The sequence below is a fragment of the Deltaproteobacteria bacterium genome (assembly GCA_016709225.1).
Taxonomy (GTDB): Bacteria; Myxococcota_A; Polyangia; order Nannocystales; family Nannocystaceae; genus Xiheibacterium; species Xiheibacterium phototrophicum.
In genome coordinates this window covers 2,461,558-2,488,389 of record JADJEE010000001.1, presented here as the reverse complement: position 1 = coordinate 2,488,389, position 26,832 = coordinate 2,461,558, and the positions used below count along the sequence as shown (strand labels likewise).

18 protein-coding genes and 1 pseudogene are annotated in these 26,832 nt (G+C 69.2%); 10 read left to right on the top strand and 9 right to left on the bottom strand.

Features of this window, described 5'->3' with window-relative positions:
* The first annotated feature begins 53 nt into the window (after positions 1-53).
* Positions 54-1,145 (top strand): hypothetical protein, encoded by a 1,092-nt coding sequence (locus tag IPH07_10060; protein ID MBK6917732.1) that lies wholly within the window; start codon positions 54-56, stop codon positions 1,143-1,145.
* 38 nt (positions 1,146-1,183) lie between these two features.
* Here IPH07_10060 and IPH07_10055 read toward each other — a convergent pair whose 3' ends face one another.
* Positions 1,184-2,443, bottom strand: coding sequence for a hypothetical protein (locus tag IPH07_10055; GenBank protein MBK6917731.1), 1,260 nt, complete (start codon positions 2,441-2,443; stop codon positions 1,184-1,186).
* Positions 2,398-2,829, bottom strand: a complete 432-nt coding sequence (locus IPH07_10050) for a hypothetical protein (protein MBK6917730.1) — start codon at positions 2,827-2,829, stop codon at positions 2,398-2,400. Before IPH07_10050 ends, IPH07_10055 begins: the two co-directional genes overlap by 46 nt.
* Before the next feature lie 445 nt (positions 2,830-3,274).
* Here IPH07_10050 and IPH07_10045 point away from each other — a divergent pair, with 445 nt between their 5' ends.
* A complete protein-coding gene (locus tag IPH07_10045; protein MBK6917729.1) occupies positions 3,275-4,501 on the top strand; it encodes an integron integrase in 1,227 nt (408 codons plus the stop codon).
* Between the two features lie 500 nt (positions 4,502-5,001).
* Here the strand turns inward: IPH07_10045 and IPH07_10040 are convergent.
* Together IPH07_10040 and IPH07_10035 are read right to left on the bottom strand one after the other, a co-directional pair.
* Positions 5,002-6,150: pseudogene (locus IPH07_10040) on the bottom strand (IS91 family transposase).
* 15 nt (positions 6,151-6,165) lie between these two features.
* Entirely contained in the window at positions 6,166-7,065 is a 900-nt protein-coding gene (locus tag IPH07_10035; GenBank protein ID MBK6917728.1) for a site-specific integrase, read from the bottom strand.
* 700 nt (positions 7,066-7,765) lie between these two features.
* On the opposite strand from IPH07_10035, the gene IPH07_10030 reads away from it, so the two are divergent.
* The 8 genes from IPH07_10030 to IPH07_09995 all read left to right on the top strand — a co-directional run bounded on the left by IPH07_10030 (position 7,766) and on the right by IPH07_09995 (position 21,286).
* Positions 7,766-8,557: an FRG domain-containing protein gene (locus tag IPH07_10030; protein MBK6917727.1), complete on the top strand. Its 792-nt coding sequence runs from the start codon at positions 7,766-7,768 to the stop codon at positions 8,555-8,557.
* Positions 8,554-9,732 carry a DUF262 domain-containing protein gene (locus IPH07_10025; GenBank protein ID MBK6917726.1) on the top strand — a complete coding sequence of 393 codons (1,179 nt, stop codon included), beginning with the start codon at positions 8,554-8,556 and terminating at the stop codon, positions 9,730-9,732. Before IPH07_10030 ends, IPH07_10025 begins: the two co-directional genes overlap by 4 nt.
* 141 nt (positions 9,733-9,873) lie before the next feature.
* Positions 9,874-10,905 (top strand): hypothetical protein, encoded by a 1,032-nt coding sequence (locus tag IPH07_10020; protein ID MBK6917725.1) that lies wholly within the window; start codon positions 9,874-9,876, stop codon positions 10,903-10,905.
* Between the two features lie 4 nt (positions 10,906-10,909).
* Entirely contained in the window at positions 10,910-11,623 is a 714-nt protein-coding gene (locus tag IPH07_10015) for a hypothetical protein (protein ID MBK6917724.1), read from the top strand.
* 251 nt (positions 11,624-11,874) lie between these two features.
* A complete protein-coding gene (locus IPH07_10010) occupies positions 11,875-12,678 on the top strand; it encodes a hypothetical protein (GenBank protein ID MBK6917723.1) in 804 nt (267 codons plus the stop codon).
* 847 nt (positions 12,679-13,525) lie between these two features.
* Positions 13,526-17,926: a DEAD/DEAH box helicase gene (locus IPH07_10005; GenBank protein MBK6917722.1), complete on the top strand. Its 4,401-nt coding sequence runs from the start codon at positions 13,526-13,528 to the stop codon at positions 17,924-17,926.
* 158 nt (positions 17,927-18,084) lie between these two features.
* Complete coding sequence (locus tag IPH07_10000; GenBank protein ID MBK6917721.1) at positions 18,085-19,278, top strand: acyl-CoA dehydrogenase family protein; 1,194 nt, start codon at positions 18,085-18,087, stop codon at positions 19,276-19,278.
* Between the two features lie 13 nt (positions 19,279-19,291).
* A complete protein-coding gene (locus tag IPH07_09995) occupies positions 19,292-21,286 on the top strand; it encodes an SRPBCC family protein (protein MBK6917720.1) in 1,995 nt (664 codons plus the stop codon).
* Between the two features lie 69 nt (positions 21,287-21,355).
* On the opposite strand, the gene IPH07_09990 is transcribed toward IPH07_09995, so the two are convergent.
* The 5 genes from IPH07_09990 to IPH07_09970 form a co-directional block, all read right to left on the bottom strand.
* Positions 21,356-22,282, bottom strand: a complete 927-nt coding sequence (locus IPH07_09990; protein MBK6917719.1) for a tetratricopeptide repeat protein — start codon at positions 22,280-22,282, stop codon at positions 21,356-21,358.
* Between the two features lie 192 nt (positions 22,283-22,474).
* Positions 22,475-24,190: an amidohydrolase family protein gene (locus IPH07_09985; GenBank protein MBK6917718.1), complete on the bottom strand. Its 1,716-nt coding sequence runs from the start codon at positions 24,188-24,190 to the stop codon at positions 22,475-22,477.
* A gap of 213 nt (positions 24,191-24,403) precedes the next feature.
* Entirely contained in the window at positions 24,404-24,727 is a 324-nt protein-coding gene (locus IPH07_09980; GenBank protein ID MBK6917717.1) for a hypothetical protein, read from the bottom strand.
* A 16-nt stretch (positions 24,728-24,743) separates the two neighbouring features.
* Positions 24,744-25,568 carry a hypothetical protein gene (locus tag IPH07_09975; protein ID MBK6917716.1) on the bottom strand — a complete coding sequence of 275 codons (825 nt, stop codon included), beginning with the start codon at positions 25,566-25,568 and terminating at the stop codon, positions 24,744-24,746.
* A 114-nt stretch (positions 25,569-25,682) separates the two neighbouring features.
* On the bottom strand, positions 25,683-26,726 hold the full coding sequence (locus IPH07_09970; protein MBK6917715.1) for a heparin lyase I family protein: 1,044 nt from the start codon (positions 26,724-26,726) through the stop codon (positions 25,683-25,685).
* Between the last annotated feature and the right edge of the window lie 106 nt (positions 26,727-26,832).

The window sequence follows — 26,832 nt, the reverse complement described above, 5'->3', positions numbered from 1 at the left end:
GTCGCATCTGCGTTCGAGGGGCACGGGTCATCGGGGCGAGCTTGCGCGTGTGCTTGGCCGTGGGGCCGGTCGCGTTCTGCGTGGCCGGCTGCGTCGCCGACGACGGTGACGACGAGGCCGAGCTGCGCGAGCTGCCGCTGACGCCAGAGCAGCCGGTGTTCGCGGTCGGGGCCCCGCTGCCGGGGGCGTACTGCGACATCCAGGTCACCGGCGTCGGCAACGTCGCGATGGAGGAGGACTACCTCCCCCACGTGATCCAGTGCGAGAACGGCGGTGCCAACCTCGAGGCGCTCAAGGCCCAGGCGATCGCGGCGCGCTCGGTCGCGTACTACTCGATCGCGACCTCGGGATCGATCTGCGACGGTCAGGGCTGCCAGGTCTACAGCTGCGGCTCGAACCCGCTGCCGGTGCACTACCAGGCGGTGCAGGAGACCAGCGGGGTCTATCTCAACTACAACGACACGCTGACCTACGGCTTCTTCGTCGCCGGTGATAGCTCGGTCGGATCGCCGAGCTGCGTCGGCGTCGATGGCAACGCCTCGACCGAGCACTGGGTCACCTACAACGAGGGCCGCAGCGGCACCGACGTCGAGCAGACCGAGCTCGGCTACGTGTTCAACCCCGGCGACTCCGGCTACGGCCAGAACCGCGGCTGCATGGGGCAGTGGGCCGCGCGGTGCCTCGAGAACGACAACGGCTACGACTCGACCGCAATCCTGCAGTTCTTCTACGGCGACGACATCGTGCTCACGCAGGCCAGCGGTGAGTGCGTGGTGCCGCTGCCGGGCAGCAGCGACACCGGCGCGGTCGACTCGAGCGGCGGCGCGATGGACTCGAGCGGTGGTGCGGTCGACTCGAGCAGCGACGGTGGTGTCACCACCGCGCCGATGACCACGACCACCACCGCCGGTGGCGAGGGCGGCTCGCAGTCCGGCGGTGAGAGCAGCGGTGTCAGCGGGGACGTCAGCGCCAGCGATGGCACCGGCGGCGGCGATGCAGATGGTGGCGACGCGTTGCCCGACACCTTCGGCGAGAACACCGACGCGTCGCAGGGCTGCGCGTGTGGCGTGGGCGACGGTGAACCGCCATCGTGGTGGCTGCTCGCAGCGCTGCCGTGGCTCGGGCGGCGCCGACGGCCGCGCTGAACGCCGCGCGGCGGTGACTTCGGGGCGACGGGCGTCCGTCAGCCGCCGTCGTCGAAGCCGGCGCTGGCGATCGCGAACGGCAGCACGACGTTGCCGCAGTCCCACTGCCACACGAACACGGTCTTGGTCGCCGCCGAGTAGGTCACGCCGGCGGGCTTGAACGGCAGCGGCTCGCCCACGGCTGTCCAGCTGTCGCCGCGGTCGTCGGAGACCACGACGTGATCGGCGGTGACGTCCATGATGCGGCCGTCTGCGAGCGCGACCGGGTGGCCCGAGACGATGCCCTCGGCGACCTTGGTCCAGTGCTGGCCGAGGTCGTCGCTGCGCGCGATGCCGGAGTCGTAGATCGTCGACCAGTAGATGGTGCCGTCGGCGGCCCACAGCGGCCGCGCCACGACCGGCAGATCGGGCGCGGTGTTCTGCCAGGTGAGGCCGGCGTCGGTGCTGCGGAACACGCCGCAGGTCGCGTCGGCGTAGCCGCATGCCCCCAGGAGGAACGTGTCGGCGTCGATCACCAGCGGCGCCGAGCTGAAGTTCGAGTCGGCCGGGAGGTTGGGCCCGAGATCGGTCCACGTCAGGCCACCGTCGGTGGAGTGCATGAGCCGCTGGGTCTGCTCGTGCGAGCCGGCCAGCAGCGTCTTGCGCTCGGGATCCGAGAAGTCGACGCTGACCAGATCGTTGTGGCCGAAGTCGCCCAGCTGCACGAAGGTCAGGCCGCCGTCGTCGGTGCGGTAGACCCCACCGCCGTTGTAGATGCCCGACTCCCAGAACACCGCCGGGTGCTCGGGGTCGTAGACGATGGACGACGGTCGATTGGTGATCATCGCCGAGCCGGCGCCGGTGCCGAGCGGGTTCCAGCTGGTGCCGCCGTCGCTGGTCATGAAGAGCCCCGCGAGCGCGACGCCGGCGATGATCTCGTCGGTGCACGGGCGCGCCGAGAGCATCGTCAGGTTGCCGCACTCCGACGGGAAGTTGGCGAGGTTGCCGGTCGCGTCGATCCACTGCGACGGTGGTGCGTCGGCGACCGGCGGTCGCCCGTCGCACGCGATCGCGGGCGGGCCGCTGTCGCCGCCATCCGAGCTCCCCGCGCCCGTGCCGGTCTCGTCGAGCGCACCCGAGTCGGTGCCGGGCAGCTCGGTGGTCGCACCGGGGCCCGGGCCATCGCCGGCGGTGCTCGACGCGGTGGCCCCATCGCTGCCGCTCGAGCTGGCGTCGTCGGTGGTGGCGGCGGAGGGCGAGGCGCCGCAGGCGATCAACGGAATCGCGAGGCAGAGCGGGCGGAGGTTCGGCCGTGGCATGCGCGCCCGAGCCATGCGGGCGCCGTGGCGGATCTGTGAGGAAATCGACCGCGCCCAAGGGCACGGCCCCCGGGCGGGACATGCGGCATCGGGTGGTCCGCCCAGCGCCACGCCGGGTGTTCGCGCTCGGAGGCCAGGCCCGGCCGTGGCAGCCGGAGGCTCAGGCGCTGGCGATCACGAGCCGGGACGAAGTGGTCGAGCGCGCCGTGAGTGGCCGCGAGGAACTGCATCGTCTCGACCACCAGATGTTGGATCGCGGTGTTCCACGCATCACGTGCCGCCGCGCCGTCGAGGGATGCGACTTCGCGGATCTTGGGATGGACGACATGGCGAATGTGATGGCCGACCTGGTCCGCGATGCCGCGATCGAGGCCGAGCAGCTTCATCGTGACGCGACCGCGTTCCGTCTCGTGCACCGGGACGCGACTGCATGCGCTCGGTCGGTTCGTCGGCATCGAGCGGGACCCAGGCAATGTGCTCGAGCGGGTCATCGGTCGCAGGGGGACGTCGAAGGCCTCGACCTGCTCGAGCTGCCTTTGGTGGTGGGTAGAGGGCGGGGGTGGGCGGCGCGATCGATGGATCGAGTGAGATCGGTCGACGTGATGGGGGAACTCGGGTTGGTTTCGCGCGCGAACGGTCGCGCGCGGTGACGCGGGCGTCGTGGGTGGCTGGTTTCGCGGCGCGGGGCGTCGTGGGTGGTGATACGGTGCGAGGGTGGAACGGATCGTCCACTCGCCGGCTCGGACCGTCCGCGCCACGCACGAGCCCTCGGCGAGCACGTCCGGCGGGTACAGGTTTCGGTCGCTGACGCTCGCACGTCGCGTGCGGCGCATGGCGGAGCCTGCTCGTCCACGGCGCATCATCGCGATCGCGCCGCAGCAGTCGGCCGCTGCAGCGCGCGTACCGACCGGCGCAGCGACGAGCGAGCCTCGCTTGCTGGACCGCGTGCGGCTCGCCGTGCGAACGCGGCACTACAGCCGGCGTACCGAGAAGGCCTACGTCGCGTGGACGCGGCGGTTCGAGCTCTTCCACGGCAAGCGACATCCGGCGCAGCTGGGTGCGTCGGAGGTCGAAGCGTTCTTGTCTTCGCTCGCGACCGAGGGGCAGGTTGCTGCATCGACGCAGAACCAGGCGCTCGCGGCGATCGTGTTCTTGTACCGCGAGGTGCTCGACTTGGAGTTGCCGCAGCTGGCAGAGGTGGTGCGGGCGAAGCGGCCGTTGCGGCTACCGACCGTGCTGCGTCGTGATGACGTGGCGCGCGTGCTGGCGCAGATGTCGGGCACGCCGTGGCTGGTGTCGCTGCTGCTGTACGGTGCGGGGCTGCGACGGCTCGAGTGCCTGCGGCTACGGGTGAAGGACGTCGACTTCGCGGGGCACCTGGTGCGGGTGCGCGAGGGCAAGGGGAATCGCGACCGGGTCGCGATCTTGCCGGCGGTGGTGCGCGACGCGTTGCGGGTGCACCTCGCCGAAGTGAAGGCGCAGCACGAGCGGGATCTGGCGGAAGGGGGCGGGTTCGTCGAGCTGCCGACCGCGATCGCTCGCAAGTTCCCGAACGCTGGACGCGAGTGGGGGTGGCAGTGGGTGTTCCCCGCGACGCGGGTGTACCGCGACCGCGAGTCCCGGGAAGTGCGTCGGCATCATCTTCACGAGACGGTGCTGCAGCGGGCTGTGAAGGCTGCGGTGGCCGCAGCGGGGCTGTCGGTGCGGGCGACTTGCCATACGTTCCGGCACTCGTTTGCGACGCACCTGCTCGAAGATGGGTATGACATTCGGACGGTGCAGGAGTTGCTTGGGCATCGGGATGTCACGACCACGATGATCGATACGCACGTGCTGAACCGAGGGCCGAGCGGGGTGCGGAGTCCGGCCGATCGGCTCGAGGGGATGGGCTTCGGGGGATCGGGGCGGCGCGGGGAGGGGGAGCGGGGTGGTGCGAGCGGTGCGAAGCGGCCGGGAGGGCCGGGAGAGCTGAGCGGCTTGCTGGATAACGCGGATTCGCGAGGCGCTGAAGAACGGGGGAATCGCGTGTGGTCGCAGGAACTTAGGAAGAGAGGGTGAGTGGCGTCACGTGGATATACAGACCGGGATAACTCGGCGGGGGGCGGCAAACGCAGGTCTGCCGAATGGTTAAGCGTTTGGGCTGTCACGCGAGGCGAGAAGACCGCTCTCGGCGAGGGAGCAGCTCGAGCGTGGCAGGGCAAACGTGATTTGAACCAAGCCGCTGCCTCAGGCGGAGCGTCGGAGCCACGGACTGTATGGCGATGTTGGCTCGAGCGCGGTGAGGTCATGTGCTCCGACGGCGGCTGGTGCTGCGTGGTAGGGTACGGTTTCGTGGTTCTGCGGAGCCGACCAGACGCCGCACGAGTGCTCGTCGCGAGCGAGCGCGGTCGCGTCGGCACGCACGACCGCCGAGCGGACGCAGAGAACCATCGGGCCTCCCGAGGGTGGTCCGTGTCGAGGGACTCGTTGATGTATCGTGACGTCGTTCATGAAGAGTCGAGGGAGTCGAGCGGTTGTATGCATGCGGCCCAAACGGACGACCGCGGGATGAGCTCCGCGATGCGGATCATGGTCGGCGTGGCACAGCGCGGGCAGATTCGCAGGTCGACGCCGGTGATCCGGAAGAAGCGGTCGCGCCAGGTGAGTTCGTCGGTCGCGAGATCGGGCTTGTGTGCACCGAGCCGTTCGCGCGCGACCTCGAGGAGTGTGGTCGCATGACTGGCGGCGAGCAGGCCGTAGTGACGCAGTCTGACGAAGTCGGGCGGCAAGACGTGCTGCAGGAAGCGGCCGATGAACGCGTCGTGGGTGAGCGTGACAAGCTTGCGATGCCTGCCGACGAAGTGGACGTGGCCGTCGTCGATGGCGCGCAGGCGTCGATTGTCGAGCCCGACGCGGTGGGTGTATCGACCGAGGTACGCGTAGACGTGCTCGGGCCCGCCGAAGGGCGGCTTGGCGTAGACGATCCAGTCGGTGGCGAAGAGGCGTTCGACGAGCGCGTCGAACCACGTCGGCGCGGCGACGTTCGCCGGAAGCCGAAGGTCGCCGCGCCGCCTTGCCCGACGCAGGCCGCACAGCATCTTGGCGCGAAACAACGCGGCCATGACGCGCAGAGGAAACAGGTACCGGCGTCCGCTCGCGACCCAGCGCTCTCGATCGAGCGAGAGCCCACCCCCGGTGACGATGCAGTGCACGTGGGGGTGGTAGGCGAGCGTGCGGCTCCACGTGTGCAGCACGCTGGTGATACCGAGTGTGGCGCCCAGCCGCTTCGCGTCTCGGCCCAGTTCGAGCAGCGTCTCGGCTGCCGCGTGAAACAACAGTCGGTACACCGGGACAGGGTTGAACCGGGCGAGCGCTCGCAGCTCGCTTGGCAGCGTGAACACCACGTGGAAGTAGTGTGTCGGCAAGATCCGCCGCCTGCGCTCGTCGATCCACTTGGCCTGCGCCAGCGACTGGCATTTCGGGCAGTGTCGATTGCGGCAAGAGTTGTACGAGGGGCGCGTCATACCGCAGGACCTGCACGCATCGAGGTGGCCGCCGAGCGCGACGGTGCGACAGCACTCGATCGCTCGCATAGCGCGCAACTGGTCGCGGCTAGGGGTGTGGCTCCGGCGGTAGGCGTCGCCGTGCTCGCGGAAGATCGTGGCGACCTCGAGCGTGGGACGGGACCTCGGAGCGCCACACCCAGGTGGGTGCGGCTCGGTCGGCATCGCAGTAGTCCTGTGCTAGCCGGCGAGCGAGGCGAGCATTTCGAGCGGGCCGGTGGTTCGACTCAAGCGACCGATGCCGACGCGGACGTACATCGACGTCGTGTTCACGCTCGCGTGGCCCAAGAGCACCTGCACAGTCCGAAGGTCGGCACCGCTCTCGATCATGTGCGTCGCGAAACAGTGCCGCAGCGTGTGCGGTGTGACACGCTTGTGCAAGCCGGCCGATTTCGCGGCGGCCTTCACCGCCCTCTGAACGACGTCGCGCGTGAGGGGACGAGTCGGATCCAGCCCAGGAAACAGCAGGGAGCCTGGCGGCCGGCGCTGCTTCCAGTACGCGCGGAGGGCCGCGAGCAGGGGTCCGCCGAGCAGTGTGTAGCGATCGTGGCCTCCCTTGCCCTCGCGTACACGCAGGACGTTGCGCGCACTGTCGATGTCCTCGATGCAGAGCGCGCACGCCTCCGACACGCGCAGGCCGGAGCCGTACATCACCATGGCGATCGTCCGCGAGGTGAGCGAGCTGATCGCGGCCAGAAGTCGGCCGACCTCTGCGATGCTGAGGATCTCCGGCATGGTGCGATGTCGCCGACGGCGAGGGATCGGGAGCATCACCTCCGGGCGCTGCGCGACGTGCGAATAATAGTACGCGAGCGCCGCGTAGCACACTCCGACCGTCGACGCCGTGAGGCGTGCTCGCCCAAGATGCTCGAGATACGCACGGATCTCGTCGGTGCCCATCTCCTCCGGATGGCGGTCGCCGTGAAACCTGCTGAACTGCGTGACGTAGCCCGTGTACGAGCGGCGAGTGCTCTGCTGGAGTCCGCGGAGATCGAACGCTCGCGCCAACTGCTGCTTGAAGTCCTCCATCGTGCTCTCCTCCGGCGATTCGTTGCCGGAGGTCCACGATCCGCGATCCACGGTGGCTCTGTCAGCGGCCCCGCGTGTGCCGGGGGCCCTGATCGCCTCCCAAACCGTCGTCCGCACCACGCTACGCCACAGCCGCCGCGAAGCGGCTTGGTTCAATTAGAGTTAGCCGGATCTGCGAGATCTCGATGAGCATGCCGAGGACGCATAGCTGGAACGCTTCGGTCGCCGGACCGATGACCGAGACAGCGATCCGTGCACAGCACGAGCCCGCTTGGCATTACCGGATCTCTCCCAACCGCTACGATCCCGGAGTGGCGTTCCGAGGGACGGCGCGCGCCGGCAAGATCTACGTTTTGACCGGGTCCTGTAGATACGAGTGGGCCACCGGCCACGCAGAGCTCCGGCCAGCGACGTTCGTGGACGCGCCCGACGGCGAATACTCGTTCGAAGTCCTGAGCGCAGTTCCGTGCGAGATCGTGCATGTCTGGCTTCTTCCGCCGGAATTCCGCCAACGCCCCAGCACGGGCGCTGCCAAGGAGCCCGGCTAACGAGCCGTTGCAACGGACGGGCTCATCGGGCTTCGCCCGATGCTCCCGCCGCTGAACGCCTGATATGTTGGGCGGACGAGAACGGTGGCCAAGCGGCCAGAAGCCTTCGCGTTGAGTCGCGAATCCGCACGCCCTCAGCGTAGGCGCGGGCGCTTGCGGAGAATGGGAATGCTCGATAGGATCGCCGCGCCAACGCAACCCAGATGTCGGTCACCGAGCTACAAGCCTCGAGCATCCACGAACTCGTCGACGTCGTTCTGAAGATCCGCGCGGAGCTAGGCGACGACGGTTTCCTTTGGTACCGTGGGCAGTCCTGCCAGAACTACCGGCTGTTGCCGAAGCTAATGCGCGACGGCAAGTCAGACGCGGAAGTATTCGAGAGGGAGACGCGGTTGCTGACGCGGTTTCGCCAGAGAAGTATGGCGTACTGGCCCACCGGATACCCGCAGACAAGCTGGGAACACCTCTTTGCAATGCAGCATCATGGCGCGCCCACGCGGTTGCTGGACTGGACGGAGAACCTGTTCGTCGCCTGCTATTTTGCGTTGAGCTCTGACCCTCCGCACGCAGACCACGTCTGCGTTCCCTCGATATGGTGCGTCGATCCGGTCCGATGGAATCGATCTACCCCTGTGCTCTCGGAGTACGGCGATACGATCCGGGTACTCACAACGGCCGATGAAGAGCTTGAGAGCTATATGCCGGAGACTCAGAAAAGACGGGGCAAGTCGCCCGTTGCAATGTTTGGAGCCCACAACTCGGATCGCATCGTAGCTCAGCGTGGCACCTTTGTCGTATGGGGGGCAGATCCCCGGCCCCTCGAAGAGTTTGCCTCGCCTTCCGACCCGACGTTGTTGTGGCGCGTGACGCTGAACGCAAAGCGAGAAGACCTCTTCAAAGACCTCCAAACACTCGGCTTTACTGAAACCATGATCTTTCCCGAGCTGCCGTATCTTGCAACTGAGCTTGCGCGAACGGAAGGGTGGAGAACGTGAACAAGAAGGCACTGCCGCGCAAGGCTGTTGACGCGCTTGAAACTGAGGTGTCCGACGCGCGCCGAACAATCGCCGCCGACGGTTACCCGATGAGCATCGGCGAGCTGACAAATCTTTATAGAGAGGGCGAGCTTGTCATTCGACCCGAGTATCAACGCTTGTTCCGATGGTCGATTGAGCAACGCTCAAGGCTGATCGAGAGTATCTTGCTCGGAATCCCTCTCCCTTCCATTTTTGTTGCGCAGCAAGAAGGCGGCAAGTGGGAGCTAGTTGACGGTCTTCAACGAGTCTCCACTATCCTCGAGCTGCAGGGCGAGCTGCGAGGCGTCGACGGCAACGCGCTGCCACCCATGGTGCTTCGTGAAACAAAGTACTTGCCGGCTTTGGAGGGGCGCCGGTGGGAGCATGCCAATCCCCAGCAGAGTCTCTCTGCTGCTCTGAGACTAGACATCAAGCGAACAAAAATCGACCTCAAGATCATCAAACGCGAATCATCGCCACAGTCAAAGTATGATCTGTTCCAGCGGTTGAACAGTTACGGATCGAATCTCACGCCGCAGGAGCTTCGTTCCGCTCTGCTCGTGGCGGTTTCGCCCGAATTCCTTGCATGGTTGGAGAAGCTCGCGCGACACAAGAGCTTCGCCGAGACCACCTCACTCAGCGAGCGACTGCTCGAAGAGCGATATGACTTGGAGCTCGTGGTACGATTCATCGTGCTACACTCACGTGGTCCCGAGCAGCTTAGTCAAGCCGCTTTGCGAGACCTCAACCAGGTCCTGGATCGAGAAGCAGTCGCGCTTGCAACGAAGTCGCCGCGCGGAAGCACGCAACTCGAAGCGACGTTCGTCAAGACGTTTGATACGATCGTAGCAAACGGTGGAGATGCAGTATTTAGACGGTGGGACTCTGGCAAGAAGGCTTTCGTCGGATCGTTCTTGAACACGGCGTATGAGATCATCGCGCTGGGCCTCGGATATCATGTTGCGGCTGGCACGCAGCATAGAAAGGACCTTCTTGAGGTTGCCAAGGAAGTGTGGGCCCTGCCTGAGATGGCGAGGGGCTTTTCGACAGGGCGGTCGACAGAAGCGCGACTTGCCGGCTTCGTACCGCTTGGCCGAAAGGTCCTGACCCCAAAATCAACAGCCAAAAAGGTAGGAAAAGGCCTCAAGAAGTAAAGTGCTTACGCGCGCCGCCCAACAAGCCGCTGAAGCTGACGGCCGCTTCGCGGCCGCAGCTTAGCGCCTATTCGTTGTACGGACGAGGAGCAACATGCTGGTTCGCGCACCCTCCACGGCGCAAGATGAAGGACTCACGGGATGACCATCTCAGCCAAGACGCGCAAGATGCTGTGGGGCCGTTGCGCGAGTCGCTGCTCGTTCCCAGAGTGTCGGCGCGAACTCGTGATGGACATCGCGGAAGCTGACGACCCGACCGTTGTCGGAGAGGAGGCGCATATCGTTGCTCGCGAGGCGGACGGCCCGCGGGGCGCTAGTTCGATGACCGCCGATCAGCGCGATCTCTACGGGAATCTCGTGCTCTTGTGCAGCATCCACCACAAGATCGCCGACGACAACGAACAGGCCTATCCGGTGGCTCGCCTTCACGAAATAAAGAAAGCCCACGAAGACTGGGTGCGCACCTCTCTTGCGGGGTTCGATCCGATCGCACAGCGCGAAGAGGAGCAGCTGATCGGCTACGTAGATGAATGGGCCGAGAAATGTGAACTCGACAACTGGAAGAACTGGACGTCCTGGATATTTGGGGGCGGTCAACCGCAGCTACGCGTCGAGCGTGCCAAGTCGCTTCACGCGTGCGCAGAATGGCTGTTCAACCGTGTCTGGCCGAACAGGCACCCACGCGTCAAAGAAGCGCTTGCAAACTTTCGGTGGGTCTTGAACGACTTTCTCCGCGTCATGCACTCCGTGTCGACCGAGGAGGGGCGCGACGAGAACAAGGTCCTTGTTGTTGAGAAGGTCTACAAAAAGATGGTCAAGTGGGATCGCGAGGAAGAGAAACGACTCTCCGTCCAGTTCGAGTTCGCGGTCGACTTAGTAGAGGATCTCTGCTTCGAGTTGACGAGAGCTGCAAACTCGGTATGCGATGAAGTCCGCAGGCACCTACTTCCTGGCTACCGGCTTACCGAGGGCGTCCTTCTTGTGGAACGCGGCCCGGACATGAGCCTTCGCACAAGCATACTACGCGCTGAGTATCCCCCGGAGACGGATCCTGCCGACGCATATCCCGGCCTACAACGGTTCTTTGTCGAACGTGCGACGAGAACCCCCGTGATCGGCAGCGGGGAACCCCCAGAGCAGCTCAAGTGGGCAATCTTTGGTTTCACGCCGTAGTAAGATGAACGACGACGAAGACAACTCCGCGCGAGAAGAGGCCGCTCCGACTCACCTTGTCGGCAGCTCAGTGCGCTACCTACACCAGCGGGCGTTGTTCCGCGAGAGAGCGGTCACGGCATTTGAGAACGACCACCCTCGAGGAGAGTTCATTCTCGAAGCCGCGGGGGAGATCGTTAGCTCCCGCACGCTCTTCTTGTCGGACCGCGACCTTCGCCAGATACAAAGCGGGCCACAGATTGCAAGCCTGATCGTGTCATACTGCAGGACGCACTTCATCGCGGCGGACCTGATTCGTCAAGCCGAACTCATCGAGGCAACGACCCTGGCGAGGAAACAAATGGAACTGCTCGCGCGCGTGCGCGAGCTCGAGACCGCAGCCCCCGCCAGCCTTGAAGGGAGAACGCCTAACCTGCGGCACCTCGTGACGAAAGTGAAACGACTCTACGACTCTTACTCATCGATCGCGCACTCCGCTAAGGAAGAGCCCTTGCGCTTCCTTGGCAGCCGCGAGCGAGAAGACGGTGAAGGCTGGAACGCCCTTCTATACCCTGAATCGGACCACAACGCATTTGCCGCCGCTCACACGCTTGGACTCCTCGCGCTTGAGTTTGAATTGTGTGCGGACGACTTCTGCCGACGCGCTGCCCCGGATGCCCCACAGCCTGAAACCACCATTGTCCTCCATGCGCTTCATCAAGCCCTACTCAGGTACTAAAGGCCGCTGCTTGCCATGCGCGTGCACCTCGCTTACCCGGACGCCGTCCAACATGCCGTTGCAGCTGACGAGTCACGCGGGCTTCGCCCGCGCGGCTCGCAGCTGAACGCCTAATCGTTGGACGGATACTGACCAAGGGAGTGGGGCCGCAAGAAGCGTCTCGACGCCGGCAGCCTTAGTTGTCGCCTCGTCTGCGGCGGCGGCCGTCCGCGGCCCCGGCACGGGGGCCCAGGACGCGATAGACTGTGTCGATGGCCGAGTCAGAGTCCACGCCGCAAGCGTACCCCGTCGCGTTCTCCGGAAAGCTCATAGATTTCTTTCCCTCGACTGACGAGCGGTCCGCGTGGATGCTGCGCCTTGCGATCCTCCGAGATGATATGGGGCACGAACTCGGAAAGCTCGGCGTGCGCCAGGACGCCAGCGACGAGGAGACCTGGGTGTCATCGTACACCCTGCGCAAAATCGCGATCACGATCGCTGAGGTGCGCCGCCTGTTCGGAACGCAGGTCGCTACTTGGCTGAAGAAGAGCCGTTCGCGGTATTCGCCGGCATTCCTCAAACAGTTCGCCGAGTTCAGGCGCAGAATCGATGCCGGGTACAACGCAACCAAGACCATCCGCGACAAACTAGGCGCACACTTGGATCTCTGCGAAGACCCGGAGGCGGTCATCAGCGCTCACGCCAAGCTTCCTTGTCGCGCGCGGATCGACCTATCTAACGCAGCCAACACCTCCCTCCGACCACTGACAATCAACTCCCTCCTGTTCGCCACCCCAGAGGCAAAGACGCTGAAAGAGGTGCAGGAACTGCAATCCAAGACCGCTCAGGCGGTGATCCAGGCTATCTCTCCGATCGTTCACGGGATCGATACGCTGCTCTACATTTTCTGGAACGAGAATCACGTCGGCGCGTCACGTGCAGACGGAGGCGACGGGCCGCTCGCAGTCCTGCCCGATGGAAGAGAAGTTCGGGTGCGCCGGCCCGCAAAGCAGGCCGAGGCGAAAACCGGGCGCCCGAAGTGGTCGCGGCGCAAGAAGCGAGGCGACAGCACCTGACCGCGTGCCTGGTTGTCCGTGAGCCGGCCTGCAGGAGGTGCCTCGATCGGTGAGCAACCGGGATGATCGGTAACACTGACCCGGGTACATGGGTAACACTTCTGGTCATGGGTTGCGGCCTTGTTCCGTGCGGAAATCGACCCCCCGGTGATCCTACCCGACGCCTCGTCGAAGCGACCGAGCAAGGTTGTGTAGAACAAGATGTTCCAGAGGCCGTCGTCGACCTCCTCGAGGGCGATGTACTCCCCGTTGAGCGCCTGGCTGAGAATGACCTGGCCGGACGCGAGGCGGAAGCACCCTGCGTTCGAGACTCGCCGGACCTCGCAGTGACCAGGATATTCGGGCGGCGCGATGCGCTTCGGGAACGGCCTTGTCGACGGCACCCAGATCGAGCCGGGCGTCGCGTCGCCGAGGGCCTCGTGCGGACGCTCGTCGTTGAAGCTTGAAGCGACGTCGGAACCCGTCGAAGCGACGCTGCTGCGCGGCGTGGTTCGACGAGGGCGGACGCGCCGTCTCGCGCTTCAGCGTGCGGTGCATGCGTTCGTGCGCGCCGTTCTGTTGCGCTGGAGCGCGACGTCACTCGGTGCGGCGCTTGCGACCGAAGTCACCCCGAGGTCCGCGGGCCCTCGGTGCGGCGGGGTTCGATCCGCGATGCGCCGTTCTCCGGCGGCTGGAAGCCGAAGTCCGCCACGAGTTCCATGCCTTCCATGCTCTCGGTCGGGCGGCGATGCTCGTGCGTCGGGCGCCGGACCCGGGGTCTCGAGTCGGCTCGGGCGCCCGCAGATCGGTGGATGGCTCGACGGTGCCTCCGACGCACGATCGGGCGCTACACTGCGCGCCGTCGACGATGGATCACTTCGGGCCCGCGACGCGGCGTTGGTTCGCGCAGACCTTCGACGCACCGACGCCGGTGCAGGTCCGCGGCTGGCAGGCGATCGCGGCCGGTCGTCACGCGCTCTTGGTGGCGCCGACCGGCTCGGGCAAGACCCTGGCCGCGTTCCTGTCGAGCATCGATCGGCTCGTGCAAGCGCCCGCGCGCACGCCGGGCATCCGCGTGCTGTACGTGTCGCCGCTCAAGGCGTTGGTGCACGACATCCACCGCAACCTGCAGCGGCCGCTGGCCGGCATCGCCGCGGCCGCGCAGGCGCTCGGGCTCCAGCCGGCACTGCCGCGGGTGGCGATCCGCACCGGCGACACGACCGCGGGCGAGCGCGCCTCGATGCTGCGGCAGCCACCCGAGATCCTCGTCACCACGCCCGAGTCGCTGTTCCTGATGTTGGGCTCGCGTGTGCGCGAGCACCTCGCGACGGTCGAGACCGTGATCGTCGACGAGGTCCACGCGCTGGCACCGACCAAGCGCGGCGCTCATCTGGCGCTATCGCTCGAGCGCCTGGTGGACTTGTGCCCGCGCGAGCCACAGCGTGTGGGGCTCTCGGCGACCGCGCGGCCGCTCGAGGAGGTCGCGCGCTTCCTCGCAGGGGCACGGTCCGTCGAGATCGTCGACTGTGGCACGCGCCCGGATCTCGACATCGAGGTGGTGGTGCCGGTGCCCGACATGACGCGGCCGAGCGTCGACGCCGTGGCAGCGCCACCGATGAAGCAAGGCGGCGTCGCGGTGGCGCCGGCGGGGCTCGGCGAGCCGCTGGCCAACAGCATCTGGCCGGCGATCCACCCCCGGCTGCTCGAGATCATCCGCGGCGCCGCGACCACGATCGTCTTCGTCAACGCGCGCGGCCTGTGCGAGCGGCTCGCGCAGCGCCTCAACGAGCTCGCGGGTGAGCCGCTCGTGCGTGCCCACCACGGCAGCCTCGCCCACGCCCAGCGCACCGCGATCGAGGCCGCGCTCGCGAGCGGTGAGATCCGCGGCATCGTCGCGACCAGCTCGCTCGAGCTCGGCATCGACATGGGCACCATCGAGCGCGTGGTGCTGGTCGAGTCACCCGGTGCGGTGTCGCGGGGCCTACAGCGGGTCGGTCGTGCCGGGCACGGCGTGGGTCAGCGCAGCGTCGGGCGGCTGTTCCCCAAGCACCGCGGCGACCTGCTCGAGTCGGCGGTGGTGGTGCAGCGCATGCGCGAGGGCGCGATCGAGGCCATGCACGTGCCCCGCAACCCGCTCGACGTGCTCGCGCAGCAGCTGGTCGCGATGCTCGGCGTCGGCGAGGCCACGCTGGGCGAGCTCGCGGCGATGGTGCGTCGCGCCCACAACTTCGCGCAGCTGCCCGACGCGGCCCTACGCGCGGTGCTCGACATGCTCGCGGGTCGCTACCCCTCGCACGCGTTCGCCGACCTGCGGCCGCGGGTGGTGTGGGATCGCGAGCACGATCGGCTGGCCGCGCGCCGCGGTGCGTTGCAGCTCGCGCTGCAGAACGCCGGCACGATCCCCGATCGCGGGCTCTACCCGGTGCACGCCGGCGAGGGCGGGCCGCGCGTGGGTGAGCTCGACGAGGAGATGGTGCACGAGTCGGCGCCCGGCCAGGTCATCACGCTGGGCGCGAGTGCGTGGCGGATCGACCACATCACCCGCGATCGCGTGGTGGTATCGCCCGCGCCCGGCGAGAGCGGGCGGCTGCCGTTCTGGCGCGGCGACGGCCCCGGGCGACCGCTCGAGCTCGGTCGCGCGATCGGAGCGCTGACGCGCGAGCTGGCCAGCCGCAGCGGCGACGAGGCGCTGGCGTGGTTGCGCACCGCGTGGTCGCTCGACGCGTGGGCGGCCCAGAACCTGCTCGCCTACGTGCACGAGCAACGTGACGCCACCGGCGTGGTGCCGAGCGATCGCGCGATCACGATCGAGCGCTTCCGCGACGAGGTCGGCGACTGGCGGGTCTGCATCCTGTCGCCCTTCGGCGCCCGCGTGCACGCCCCGTGGGCGCTGGCGATCGAGGCCGAGTTCGCGGCGCGGCACGGGCTCTCGCTGCAGACCACGTGGAGCGACGACGGCATCGCGCTGCGCATCGTCGAGGTCGAGGAGCTGCCCTCGCTCGAGTGGCTGCTGCCCGATCCCGAGACGGTGCAGGAGCGCATCGTCGCGCAGCTCGCCCACTCCGCGCTGTTCGCCGGGATGTTCCGCGAGAACGCGGCGCGGGCGCTGCTGCTGCCACGACGCCGCGCGGGGCAGCGCACGCCGCTGTGGGCCCAACGACTGCGATCGCAGCAGCTGCTGGCGGTCGCGCGCGAGCACCCGTCATTCCCGATCGTGATCGAGACCTACCGCGCGTGCCTGCAGGACGTGTTCGATCTGCCGGCGCTGGTGGAGCTGCTGCGCGGGGTCGCGTCGCGGGAGATTCGGGTCGACCACGTGCAGACACCCTCGCCGTCACCGTTCGCGCGCCAGCTGGTGTTCGCCTACGTCGCGGCGTTCATGTACGAGGGCGACGTGCCGCTGGCCGAGCGCCGCGCGGCCGCACTCGCGCTCGACGAGGGCCTGCTGCGGGAGCTGCTCGGCGAAGAGGCGCTCGCGAGCGTCGCGGCCATGCTCGACCTCGACGCGCTGGCCGAGCTCGAGTCGCAGCTGCAGGGCACCGCGCCCGATCGACGCGCCCGCGATGCCGACGGCCTGCACGATCTGTTGCTGCGGCTGGGGCCGTTGCATGCATCGGAGCTGGCGGCGTGCTGCGTCGGTGACGACGAGGCTGCGACGACCTGGATGCGCGAGCTGTTGGCCTCGCGCCGCGCGGTGTGGATCGATCTCGCCGGCGTGCGCACGGCGGCGGCGATCGAAGACCTCGCGGCCCTGCGCGACGGCCTCGGTGTCGCGGTGCCGCCGGGGGTGCCGGAGGTCCTGCTGGCGCCGCGACCCGGCGCGCGCGCGGAGCTGCTCGCACGTCACGCCCGCAACCGCGGTCCGTTCGCCGTCGCGGGGCTGTCGCTGCGTTGGGGCGTCGAGCTGGGGCCGGTCGTGGACGCAATGGTGGCCACGCGTGCGCTGGTGCGAGGCCCGCTGCTGCCGGACGCCGGCGAGCTGGTGTGCGACGCCGAGGTGTTGCGTCGACTCAAGCGCCGCAGCCTCGCGCGCCTGCGCGAAGAGATCGCAGCGGTCGACGACGAGGTCTACGCGCGCTTCTTGCCCAGCTGGCACGGCCTCGATGCCGCGGCCGGCGGTGCCAGCGTGCTCGACGATGCACTCGCGCGGCTCGAAGGCATGCCGCTGTCGTGGCACGAGCTCGAGCACGCGATCTTGCCGGCGCGCGTGCCCGGCTTCCACGCGCGCATGCTCGACGAGCGCGGCGCGAGCGGGGAACTGTGCTGGGTCGGACACGGCACGCTGGGCGGTGACGACGGACGCGTCGCGCTGTACCGACGCGCGCAGGTCGGGCGGCTGCTGTCGCCGCCGACCGTGCCCGAGGGCCTGGGCCCGATCCCACTGGCGATCCTCGATCATCTGCGCCACCGCGGCGCGTCGTTCGTGGTCGAGCTCTCGCGCGTGCTCGGTGCCGAGGTCTCGCTCGCGCAGCTCGAGGACGCGCTGTGGCAGCTCGCGTGGGCGGGCCTGGTCACCAACGACACCTTCGCGCCGCTGCGCGCCCACGGCCCCGCGCGCGGGGCTCGCGGCAAGGTCATGCGCACCGGTGGCGGCCGTTGGTCGCTGGTCGCAGAGCTCATCGGCACGCCGATTGGCGACACCGAGCGCGCGCTGGCTCGCGCGCAGATGCTGCTCGATCGCCACGGCATCGTCGCGGCCGACGTGATCGCGCTCGAGGCGGAGCCGGGCGGCTTCGCGGGCGTGTTGCCGGTGTTCCGCGAGCTCGAGCAGGCCGGTCGCGTCCGACGCGGCCACTTCGTCGCCCACCTGCGCGGCGTGCAGTTCGCGAGCCCGGGCGCGGTCGATCGGCTGCGGGCCGAGCGGGAACGCGAGGGCCTGCATGCGCGCGTGCTCGCGGCCGCCGATCCGGCGCAGCCGTGGGGCGCGAGCCTGCCGTGGCCGCTGCGCGTGGGCAGCGACCGTGCGGGCGTGCGTCGGGCCGCGGGCGCGCGCGTGATCGAGGTCGACGGTGCGCCGGTGCTGTTCCTCGATCGCGGCGGCCGGCGCTGGATCAGCTTCGCCGCCGCCGATCGACCCGAGCTGCTGGCGGCCGCCATCGCAGCGCTGCCCGCGATGGTGGCGGCGTCGTCGGGCCGCAGCCTGCGGGTCGAGAGCATCGATGGCGAGCCGGCCCGCAACCATCGCATCGCCGCCGCGCTGCGCGAGGTCGGCTTCGCCTCCGAGCTGCGTGGCCTCGTGCTCGAGGTGCGCCGCGCCTCGCGATCTTAGGGCGGCGCCCGGTGCGGGTCATGCGATGCCGTCCGCGACGTCGGCAGATCGCAGGCATCGGTGGTTCGGCCGCGATCGCCGCGGCAATTTTTCTTCGTCACAAACGCGGTGGGGCGCCCCAATACGGGGCGCCGTAGGGCGCGCCCGAGAAGTCGCCCATGGTTTCATCCACCGCATCACCCTCCCTCGTCACCGCTTCCGCCACCCATCTGCTCGATGCCACGCGCGCGTTGCTTCCGCTCGTGCGGGAGTTCGCTGCACAGGGCGAGATCGATCGCCAGCTGCCGCGTGGCCTGGCGGACGCGTTCAACGACGCGGGCATCTTTCGCATGTGCCGGCCGCGCGAGCTCGGCGGCCTCGAGGTCGACCCGCTCACGATGATGCAGGTCGTCGAGGCCATCGCGCAGGTCGATGGGGCCGCGGGGTGGTGCGCGATGATCAGCGGCTCCGGCAGCGCGTTCGATGCCTTCATTCCGAAGGCGGGCGGCCGCGAGATGTACGCCGATCCACGCGCCGTCACGACCGGGGTGTTGGCGCCCAGCGGCCGTGCGACCCCGGTTGGCGGCGGCTTTCGGGTGTCGGGTCGCTGGTCGATCGCCTCGAACTGCCGCGCCAGTGACTGGCTCGGGGGTTCGAGTGTGGTGTTCGAGGGTGACCGGCCGCGGCTGGGCCCGGGCGGGATGCCCGAGGTGATCGTGCCGATGCTCGCGGCCGGCGACTGCCGCATCCACGACACCTGGCGAACGATGGGGTTGCGCGGGTCCGGCAGCCACGACTTCGAGTGTGTCGACGTGTTCGTGCCCGAGCAGCGCGTGATTCGGGTGCCGATGCTCGAGCCGTTCTACGAGGGGCCGTCGTTCACGTTCCCGTTCTTGGGGTTGCTGGCGGCGAGCATCGCCTCGGTGGCGCTCGGCATCGGTCGCCGTGCGGTCGACGAGCTCGAGGTGGTGGCGAAGTCGAAGACGCCGTTCGGCGGTCTCACCCCGTTGTCCGGTCGCGCGACGGCGCAGCTAGCCGTGGCCGAAGCGGAGGCAGCGCTCGCCTCGGGCCGGGCGTTCCTGTTCGACGAGGTCGGGCAGCTGTGGCGCCACGCGCTGGAGGGGCGCGCCGCCAGCCCGCTGCAGCGCGCCCGGCTGCGCCTCGCGGCGACCAACGCCGTGTCGTCGGCCGCCCGCGCCGTCGATCTCGCGTACACGACCGGCGGTGCGTCGGCGATGTACGAGCGCAGCCCGCTGCAGCTCGCGTTCCGCGATGTCCACGCGATCACCCAACACTTCACCGTGGCCCCTGCGTCGCGCGAGCTGCTCGGCCGCGCGTTGTTCGGACTGCCCGTCGAACCCCACCTGCTGTGAGCCCCGGAGGATCATGAAGACCGTCTTCAAGCTGATCGGGGCCCAAGCGCGGCTCCTGCAAAGCCACTCGTTGTTCACGCAGTGGTTCGCCAACCCGTCGATCTCACCGCAGGGCAAGCTCTCGTTCTGCCCGGCGGCGATCGACTTCGTCATGGGGTTTCGCGACCTGAATCGCTACTTCGTGCGGTACCCCGAGCCGCGCAGCGAGCTCGAGCGCGCGCTCAACGAGCACGCGGCCGAGGACGCGACGCACTCCGCCTTGTTCCTGACCGACTGGCGGCTGCTCGGGGTCGACGAGGCACTGGGCTGGGCCCCGCGCGACATCTACTGGTGGATCACCAGCACCGACACGCTCGAGGCGCGCCGCCTCGACTTCGAGCTCGCGTCGCTGGTCCATCGCAATCGCGACCCTCGGCTGCGTTTTGCGATCATCGAGTCGATGGAGGCGGCCGGCAACGTGTTCTTCCGCCAGACGGTGCCGTTGGCCACGCAGATCGAATCGGCGCGGGGCATCGAGCTGCCGTACTTCGGGCAGTTCCACCTCGACCGCGAGACCGGACACCTGCAGGCCGGCGACGAGAAGCTGTTCTTCGCCGAGCCGCTGTGTGACGAGGAGCGCGCGCGAGCGACCGCGTTGGTGCTGCGCACCTTCTCGATCTTCCACGCGCACTTCCGGGCCTGGGAGGAGCACGCCCGCCGGTTCGTCGCGGGGCAGCGGCCGCCGCAGCCGGCGGTGGCCGCCCGTGCCGCCGCCACGCTGCGGCCCGCCGCCGCGCACGACGTGTCGGCCGCGATGTCGCTGTCGCATCCCGCCCATCCCTCTGGCTACGGCGAAGGCCTGCGTGATCACCTGCAGGCGGCGTTCGACGAGCTGTGGGCGCATCCGTTCCACGCTTGGATCCGCAGCGGCCCACACCCCGGGTTCTTGCCGATGATCCGGTCGTTCTTCCTGCAGTGGGTGGTCGACGACTGGACCTGTGCCGACTGGTTCCTGCTCGACACCACCTACCCGGATCCGAAGACCCCGCTCGAGCGCGGCATCAACCGACTCTCCCAGCTCTACGCGGCCGAGATGAATCGCCGCTACGTCGAGTGGGAGACGCTCGGGTTCGACGAGCTGACCGGTTGGACCGCAGCCGACGCGCTCCAGCACTACTGGCTCGACGAGCGCGTCGAGGAGCACCGCGAGGTGTTCGCCGATCTCCGCAAGCTGACGCTCGATCACCCGTCGCCGGTCGCTCGCTACTGGATCCTGAAGTCGTTCGTGCGCTTCGGCGACGCGTTGATGCACTCGATCGGTCACGCAATGGCGCACCATGGCGTGGCCACCGAGGCATTCCTGGCGTTTGCGGGCCAGCCCGAGCGGATGCACCCCGACCTGCCGCCCGATCCGGAGGCCGACCTCGCGGTGCTGCGACTCGAGACCGAACCGATGCGCCCCGAGGACGCTGCGCTCGCGCACGAGCTGCTGCGGGCCACGCATGCGCAGGAGGCCCGCCGCGCGAGCATCACGTGGCGCGTGCTGCAGGAGCGCCGGTATGCGCACCTCGGCCCCGTGACCGCGCCCGCGATCGACACCACGACAGAGTTCGCGCTCGAGCGCAGCCTTGCGGCGAGCGCCGAGGCGGTATGGGAGATCCTCGGAGACTTCGGCGCGGCGGTGCGTTGGGGCGCGCCGGCGATGGAGACCTGCGTCGTCGAGGGCGCTGGCGTGGGGGCGGTCCGCAGCTTGTCCGGGCAAGGCCTGACGGTGCGGGAGCGGCTGCTCGCCCACGACCACGCCGCGCGCCGGCTGTCGTACTCGATCCTCGAGCCGCACCCGCTGCCGTTCGCCGACTACGTCACCACGATCGAGGTGAGCCCGCAGGGACCGGGTGCGTGCCGCGTGCGGTGGAGCGCCCGCTACTTGCCCAAGGGGTCGCCAACGTCGGCGAGCGAGCTGCTCGCGAAGGTGTACGACGCGAACATCGCGGGCGTGCTGCGTGCGCTCGGCCACATCGCGGCTTGAGCGTCGCGATGGCGCGCGGGCGGGCGCCAACTCCTGGGGCCGCCGATGGGATCGGCGGCGGCTCGCGACTCACGGTGTGGTCGCGAGCCGGGCGTGCCGCGCCGCGGCGCGGCCGTGGCCCTTGGCCTCGTGGGCCTGCGCGAGCATCGAACGCAGCTCGCGATCGCGGGGCTCGAGCTGCAGCGCGAGCTCGAGGTGCTCGATCGCGGCGGCGAGCCGACCCGCCTCGTACTCGAGGCGACCGAGACCCGCCAGCGCGGCGCGGTTGCGGGGATCGAGCTGTAGCGCCTCCTCGAACGCGGCGCGGGCCAGGCGAGGCATGCCGGCCGCGAGGTTGCGTTGCCCTCGCAGCGCGACGCGGCGTGCGAGCAGCCGCGGCGGCTCGGTGGTGGTGGTGGCGGCGGCCGTCACCACGGGCACCATCGCGGCCTGGGCGACCAACGCGGGGTCGTAGTGCAGCTCGACCGCATCGCTCGCGACGGCCGTCGAAGCGGCGGCGGCGTGATCGCTGCGGCCGATCATCGCGAGCGTGACCGCCAGCGCGGAGAGGCCAGCCGACAGCGCGGTGTAGCGCCACCACGGCCAGCGACCCGGCACGCGAGCGACGAGCGATCCGCTCGACACGCTGGCGACGGTACTGGACTCGGCCCGCGCGACGCGGCCCGGGTGCACGTGCGGACGGACCACCGCGGTCGCGCGCGCGACCACGGTCGGTGCCGCGGGATCCGGCGCGACCGCAGCGACGACGGGCGCGGCGACGACGGGCGCCGCGACGACGGGCGCCGCGACGACGGGCGCCGCGACGGCGGGCACCGCGACGACGGGCGCCGCCACGACGGGCGTCGCGGGCTCGTCCTCGAACACCAGCGCGGCGTCGATCTCCTCGAGCGACATGCCGGGATCGGGCTCTGCCTCGATCAGCTCGGCGTCGAACTCGACGATGGACTCGCTGGCGTGCACGACCGCGGCGCGCGGCGACTCGCGGGGGCTCGCCACCGTCGGGGGCGGTGCGACGCGACCGCGGCTGGGGTGCGGCAGGGGGGCGATCGACGTCCGAATGGCCATGACCCGACGTATTAAGAACTGAAATAGACGTAAGTCAAGAACCAAAAAATACGCTCGATAAAGAGCGCCGGCGGGATCCCCAAATTCGCGCGGAGCGGGTCCCATGGGCACCTGCGAGGCGCCTCAGCAGGCATCACCCTCGGCGAGGGGGCAGGGATCGCACGCGTCCCCGATGCCGTCGCCGTCGGCGTCGGCCGGGCCCCCGTCGAGCGGGCGGACCGGGTCGAATACGCCGGGGCAGAGGTCGTCGCCGTCGGCGATGCCGTCGCCATCGCGATCGCCGTCGGGTCGTCCTTCGTACTCGCCGGCGCGCCGAGGCTCGCAGGTCGGCTCGTCGTCGGGCGTGTCGCAGAAGAAGAGCGGATAGCTGGCCTCGATCGCCGCGCGCACGTCGGCGAGGGTCGCCACGCCCTGGGTGTCGCGCGCGACGCAGGCCCGCTTGGCGACGCCGCAGACGTCGAGCGTCTCGCACATGCTGCCGCCCGAGAAGCCCTCCGTCAGCAGGCCGTCGTCACCGAACAACGGCACGCCGCCACGCATCACCAGCACGACGTCGTCGGGCGCCGCGTCGATCACCGCGCGATGATCGAGGTGGGCGTCGCCGCGGAACACCGCGACGTCACCGACCCGGCCGGCCGCCAGCACGCCCAGCACCTCGCCGGCGCCGACCGCCCGCGCGGCGTGCTCGGTCGCCATCTGCCACAGCTCGCGATCGCCGAACGCATCGCCGAAGTAGTCGCGGTCGAGGGTGTCGGCGCACTGCAGCTCGCGCTGCATGTTCATCGAGCCCGACGCGACCCAGTCGGTGCCGAGCGCGATCGGCAGGCCCATCGCGCGCATGGTCGTGACCGGCGCGGTGTTGCCGTAGAGCACGACGTTCGAGCGCGGCGACCACACCAGCATCGCGCCGGCGTCGACCATCGCGGCGATGTCCGGTGGTCGCAGGCCGACGCCGTGGATCACGGCGGTCTGCGGGCCCATGAGATCCTCACCGGCGGCGCTGCCGGTGCACGTGAACTCGTTGGCCGCGGCGGGGTTGATGCCCTCGGCGATGTGGGGCAGGTACGCGTGGCCCTGGATGCTCGCGCGCGAGGTCGGCGAGCTGCCGTAGTCGCAGCCGAGCTCGCGCTGCTCGCCGCTGGCGTCGTCGAGCGGGAAGGTGTCGGAGTCGGCGACCGGCAGCGACAGGCCTTCGGACAGGCCGAAGGTGTCGAGGTTGCGCAGCAGGGCCGCCTCACCGCCGGCGCTGGCGGCCGCGGTCGCGCCGCCCATCACGAAGCGCAGCTCGGCGCCGAGCACCTCGTTCGCGCTGGCGCCCGAGTTCGTGTGCAGCGAGGCGTGGCCGTTCTGGCCCTTGCGCCAGTCGTGGCGATGCTCGTAGCGATCGACGCCCTGGCCGATGGGCGCGTTGTTGGCGTAGGTGATGTGATCGTGGGGATTGACGAGTCCGGGTGAGATCACCGCGTCGCCGCACTGCAAGACCCGCGCAGATGCGGCCCCTGTGGTGCCGCTGCAGTCACAGTCGACGCACGCGATCGTGCCGCTCGAGTCGATGAAGACCTCACCGCCGCGCAGCACGCCTTCGCCGTCGAGCACGGTGCCGCGCAGGATCGTGCCGGCGGTGCCGGCCCGCTCGACGATGCAGCTGCCGGCTGCGTCTGGCAGCGGATGCGCGGCGCACTCGAGCACCCGGCCGGCGTCATGGCTGCCGTCGGAGTCCGTGTCGCCACCGGAGTCGTCGCCGCTCGCGTCCGAGGCGCTGTCGGTCATGGGCCCGTCGTGGCACGCGCTCGCGGCGGTGAGCAGCGAGAGCCACGCGAGCGCGTGCAGGGGATCCATCGGCCGCGACATCGCCGGACGGTATCACCGCCCGGCGGGTCGCTGGCGGCTAGTACCTCGACACAGGGATTGTGACGGGCCATAACACCGCCCTGACCGCGCCTCGCTGCGTTGCCGCACCTTGGAATACGCCCGGTATTCCGGCGGCACGGCGCCTTGCGGAGTCGCGGCCATGACGGCGTTCTGACCCATCACAATCCCTGTGTCGAGGTACTAGCGCGGGGTCGGCATCGGGGTCGGCGGCGGCGGTGCAGGCGGCGAGGGCGGCATCGGCGGGGTGGGGTTGGGGTTGGGCTTGGGCTGCGGGTCGGGCTGCGGCGAGGGGTCTGGTTTCGGTTGTGGCTTCGGGTCTGGTTTCGGTTCTGGCTTCGGATTTGGCTTCGGTGGCGCGAGCGCGGCATCGCACGCGCCAGCGGTCGCGTGCGCCAGCGGGGCGTCGCTCGGCAGGCTCGGCGCGGCGCCGAGTTGCAGGCCGAGTTGTAGGCCGAGTTGTAGGCCGAGTTGTAGGAGGACGAGCGGGATGAAGGTGACGGGCATCGGTGGGCTCCTCGGGTCAGCGGGGCAGCGGCGTGCCGAGCACGCCCGCCCCCAGTGCAGCGGGTCGATGGGAGGTCGCGCGGCGCAGCGCGAGCACGATGGCCGCGAGCGTGCACACCACGGTCGCGATCGCGGCCGAGAGCATCGCGGTGCGATCGAGGTCGCGATCGGCGACCCAGATCGCCGCCGCCGCCCACGCGACCACCGCGGGCACGAGGAACTGTCGGAAGCCGACGCCGAGTGCGAGGCCGATGCCGGTGGCGGCCGCGAGCATCACGGCCGTCCACTGCGCGGGCCGCAGCGGGCCGCCGTGCCAGCCGAACGCGACCAGCGTGGCGGCGACGTCGGCGATGGTGGCCACGCAGATCCATCCGGCGAACAGCGCAAAGGGGATCGTGATCGCGAAGCGGGCCTTGCCGGCCTCGACCGCCGCGCTCGCGCGACGCAACATCACCACCGCGCTGACCAGCGCCACGGCGATGAGCACCACGCTCGCGATCATCCATTCGTGGCGGAACACGGCCACCCACAGCGCGGCCACGACGTTGCCGATCATCAGCGGCCACGCGAGGCGATCGTAGATCACCATGCTGCGCCGCGACGGCAGCAGCGCGACCACGCAGTGCACCAGGAACGCGCCGTAGATGAGCCCCCAGATCGCGAACGCGTAAGGGGCCGGCGTGAACAGGTTCTGGTAGCGGCGGCTGACCTCGCCGACGTCGTGGCCCCACGGCGAGAGCACATCGACGAGGTTGCTGTAGGCGATCGCCAGCGCCACCACGACGAGCGTGATCCAGCGCAGCGCGGGGGCACGGGCGGAGCGTGGGTGCGGATGCGGCATCGCTGCCAGCGGTCACTGCACCGTGGATGCCAGCTCGACCACGGACGTCGATGCGATGCTTGGCCCGCGCGCGAGCGCCCCACCGGGCGATCACGCCGCGGGCAGCCCTCGTCGTCAGCGACGGCGACGTCGCCGCGCACCGGCACCGAGCACGGCGACCACGAGCCAACCGGCCGCGCCGCCGGGCGCTTGGGAGCTGCAGCCGCAGCCACCGCTGCCATCGCCGTCGGCCGCCGCACCACCGCTGCTGTCGCCGCCGCTGCCGCTTTCGGTCGTCGTCGCGCCGGTCTCGCCCGCGCTCGCGCTCGCGCTGGCGCTCGCTCCGGTGGCGCTGGCGGAGCCGCTGCCGCCGGCGTCGCCGTTGCCACCGCCCGTGCTGCCGCCGCCGGTGGTGCTGCCGTCGCCGGCCGAGTCGCTGCCGCCCGAGCTGCTCTCGCCGCCTGCGGGCGTCAGCTCGGGGTGGACGTCCTCGTAGCTGTCGCCCTCCACGGCGTCATCGATGTAGATGACCGGGACGTCGTCGAAGTCGAAGTTGCCGCGCAGGAGTCCGAGCTGCGTGAACGCGGCGTTGGTGTCGGCGAGCGTGGCGACCGCGGCCGCGGTCACGACCTGCTCGCCGTCGAACCACACGTCGACCGCGCCGAGCTCGGGATCCTGCGACCACGCCAGGTGGATGGCGACGCGGTGCCAGCTGCCGGCGGTCGCCACGTCGGCCTGCCAGTGCTCGACGTAGTCGGGGTAGCGGGTCGCGAAGGTCACCTGCTCGCCGGTGATGTTCCATACCAGCAGCTGGTGGTAGCTCGCGGCGGTCTCCCAGTAGCCGATGCTCTGATCGACGTCGGCGCTCAGGGTCTCGGGGAGGTAGAAGCTCCATGCGAACCATGTCTGCGCGCCCTCGTCGGTGCGACCGCGCGCCGGCGTGTGGTGCAGCTCGACCCGGCGCAGCCCGTTGTTGGGCCAGATCGCGTCGTCGTGCAGCTCGATGCGCGCCGCGTACTGTCCCTGCGCCACCACGTCCTGCACGACGGTGATGTAATCGACGCCGTTGACGTTGGCGTTGAGCAGACCATCGAACTGCGAGAGGTCGTTGGTCTCGAAGTCACCGACCCACACCGGCGCCGCGAAGGCGAGGGTCGGCAGCAGCAGGAGCGGGGGCACGGCGAGCATCGAGGCCAGGCGCATGGGGGCATTTCGCGCCCTCGTCGCGGAGGATGTCAACCGTGGCATCGCGGGGTGCCGCGTGCGTACGCCGTGCTGCGTGCGC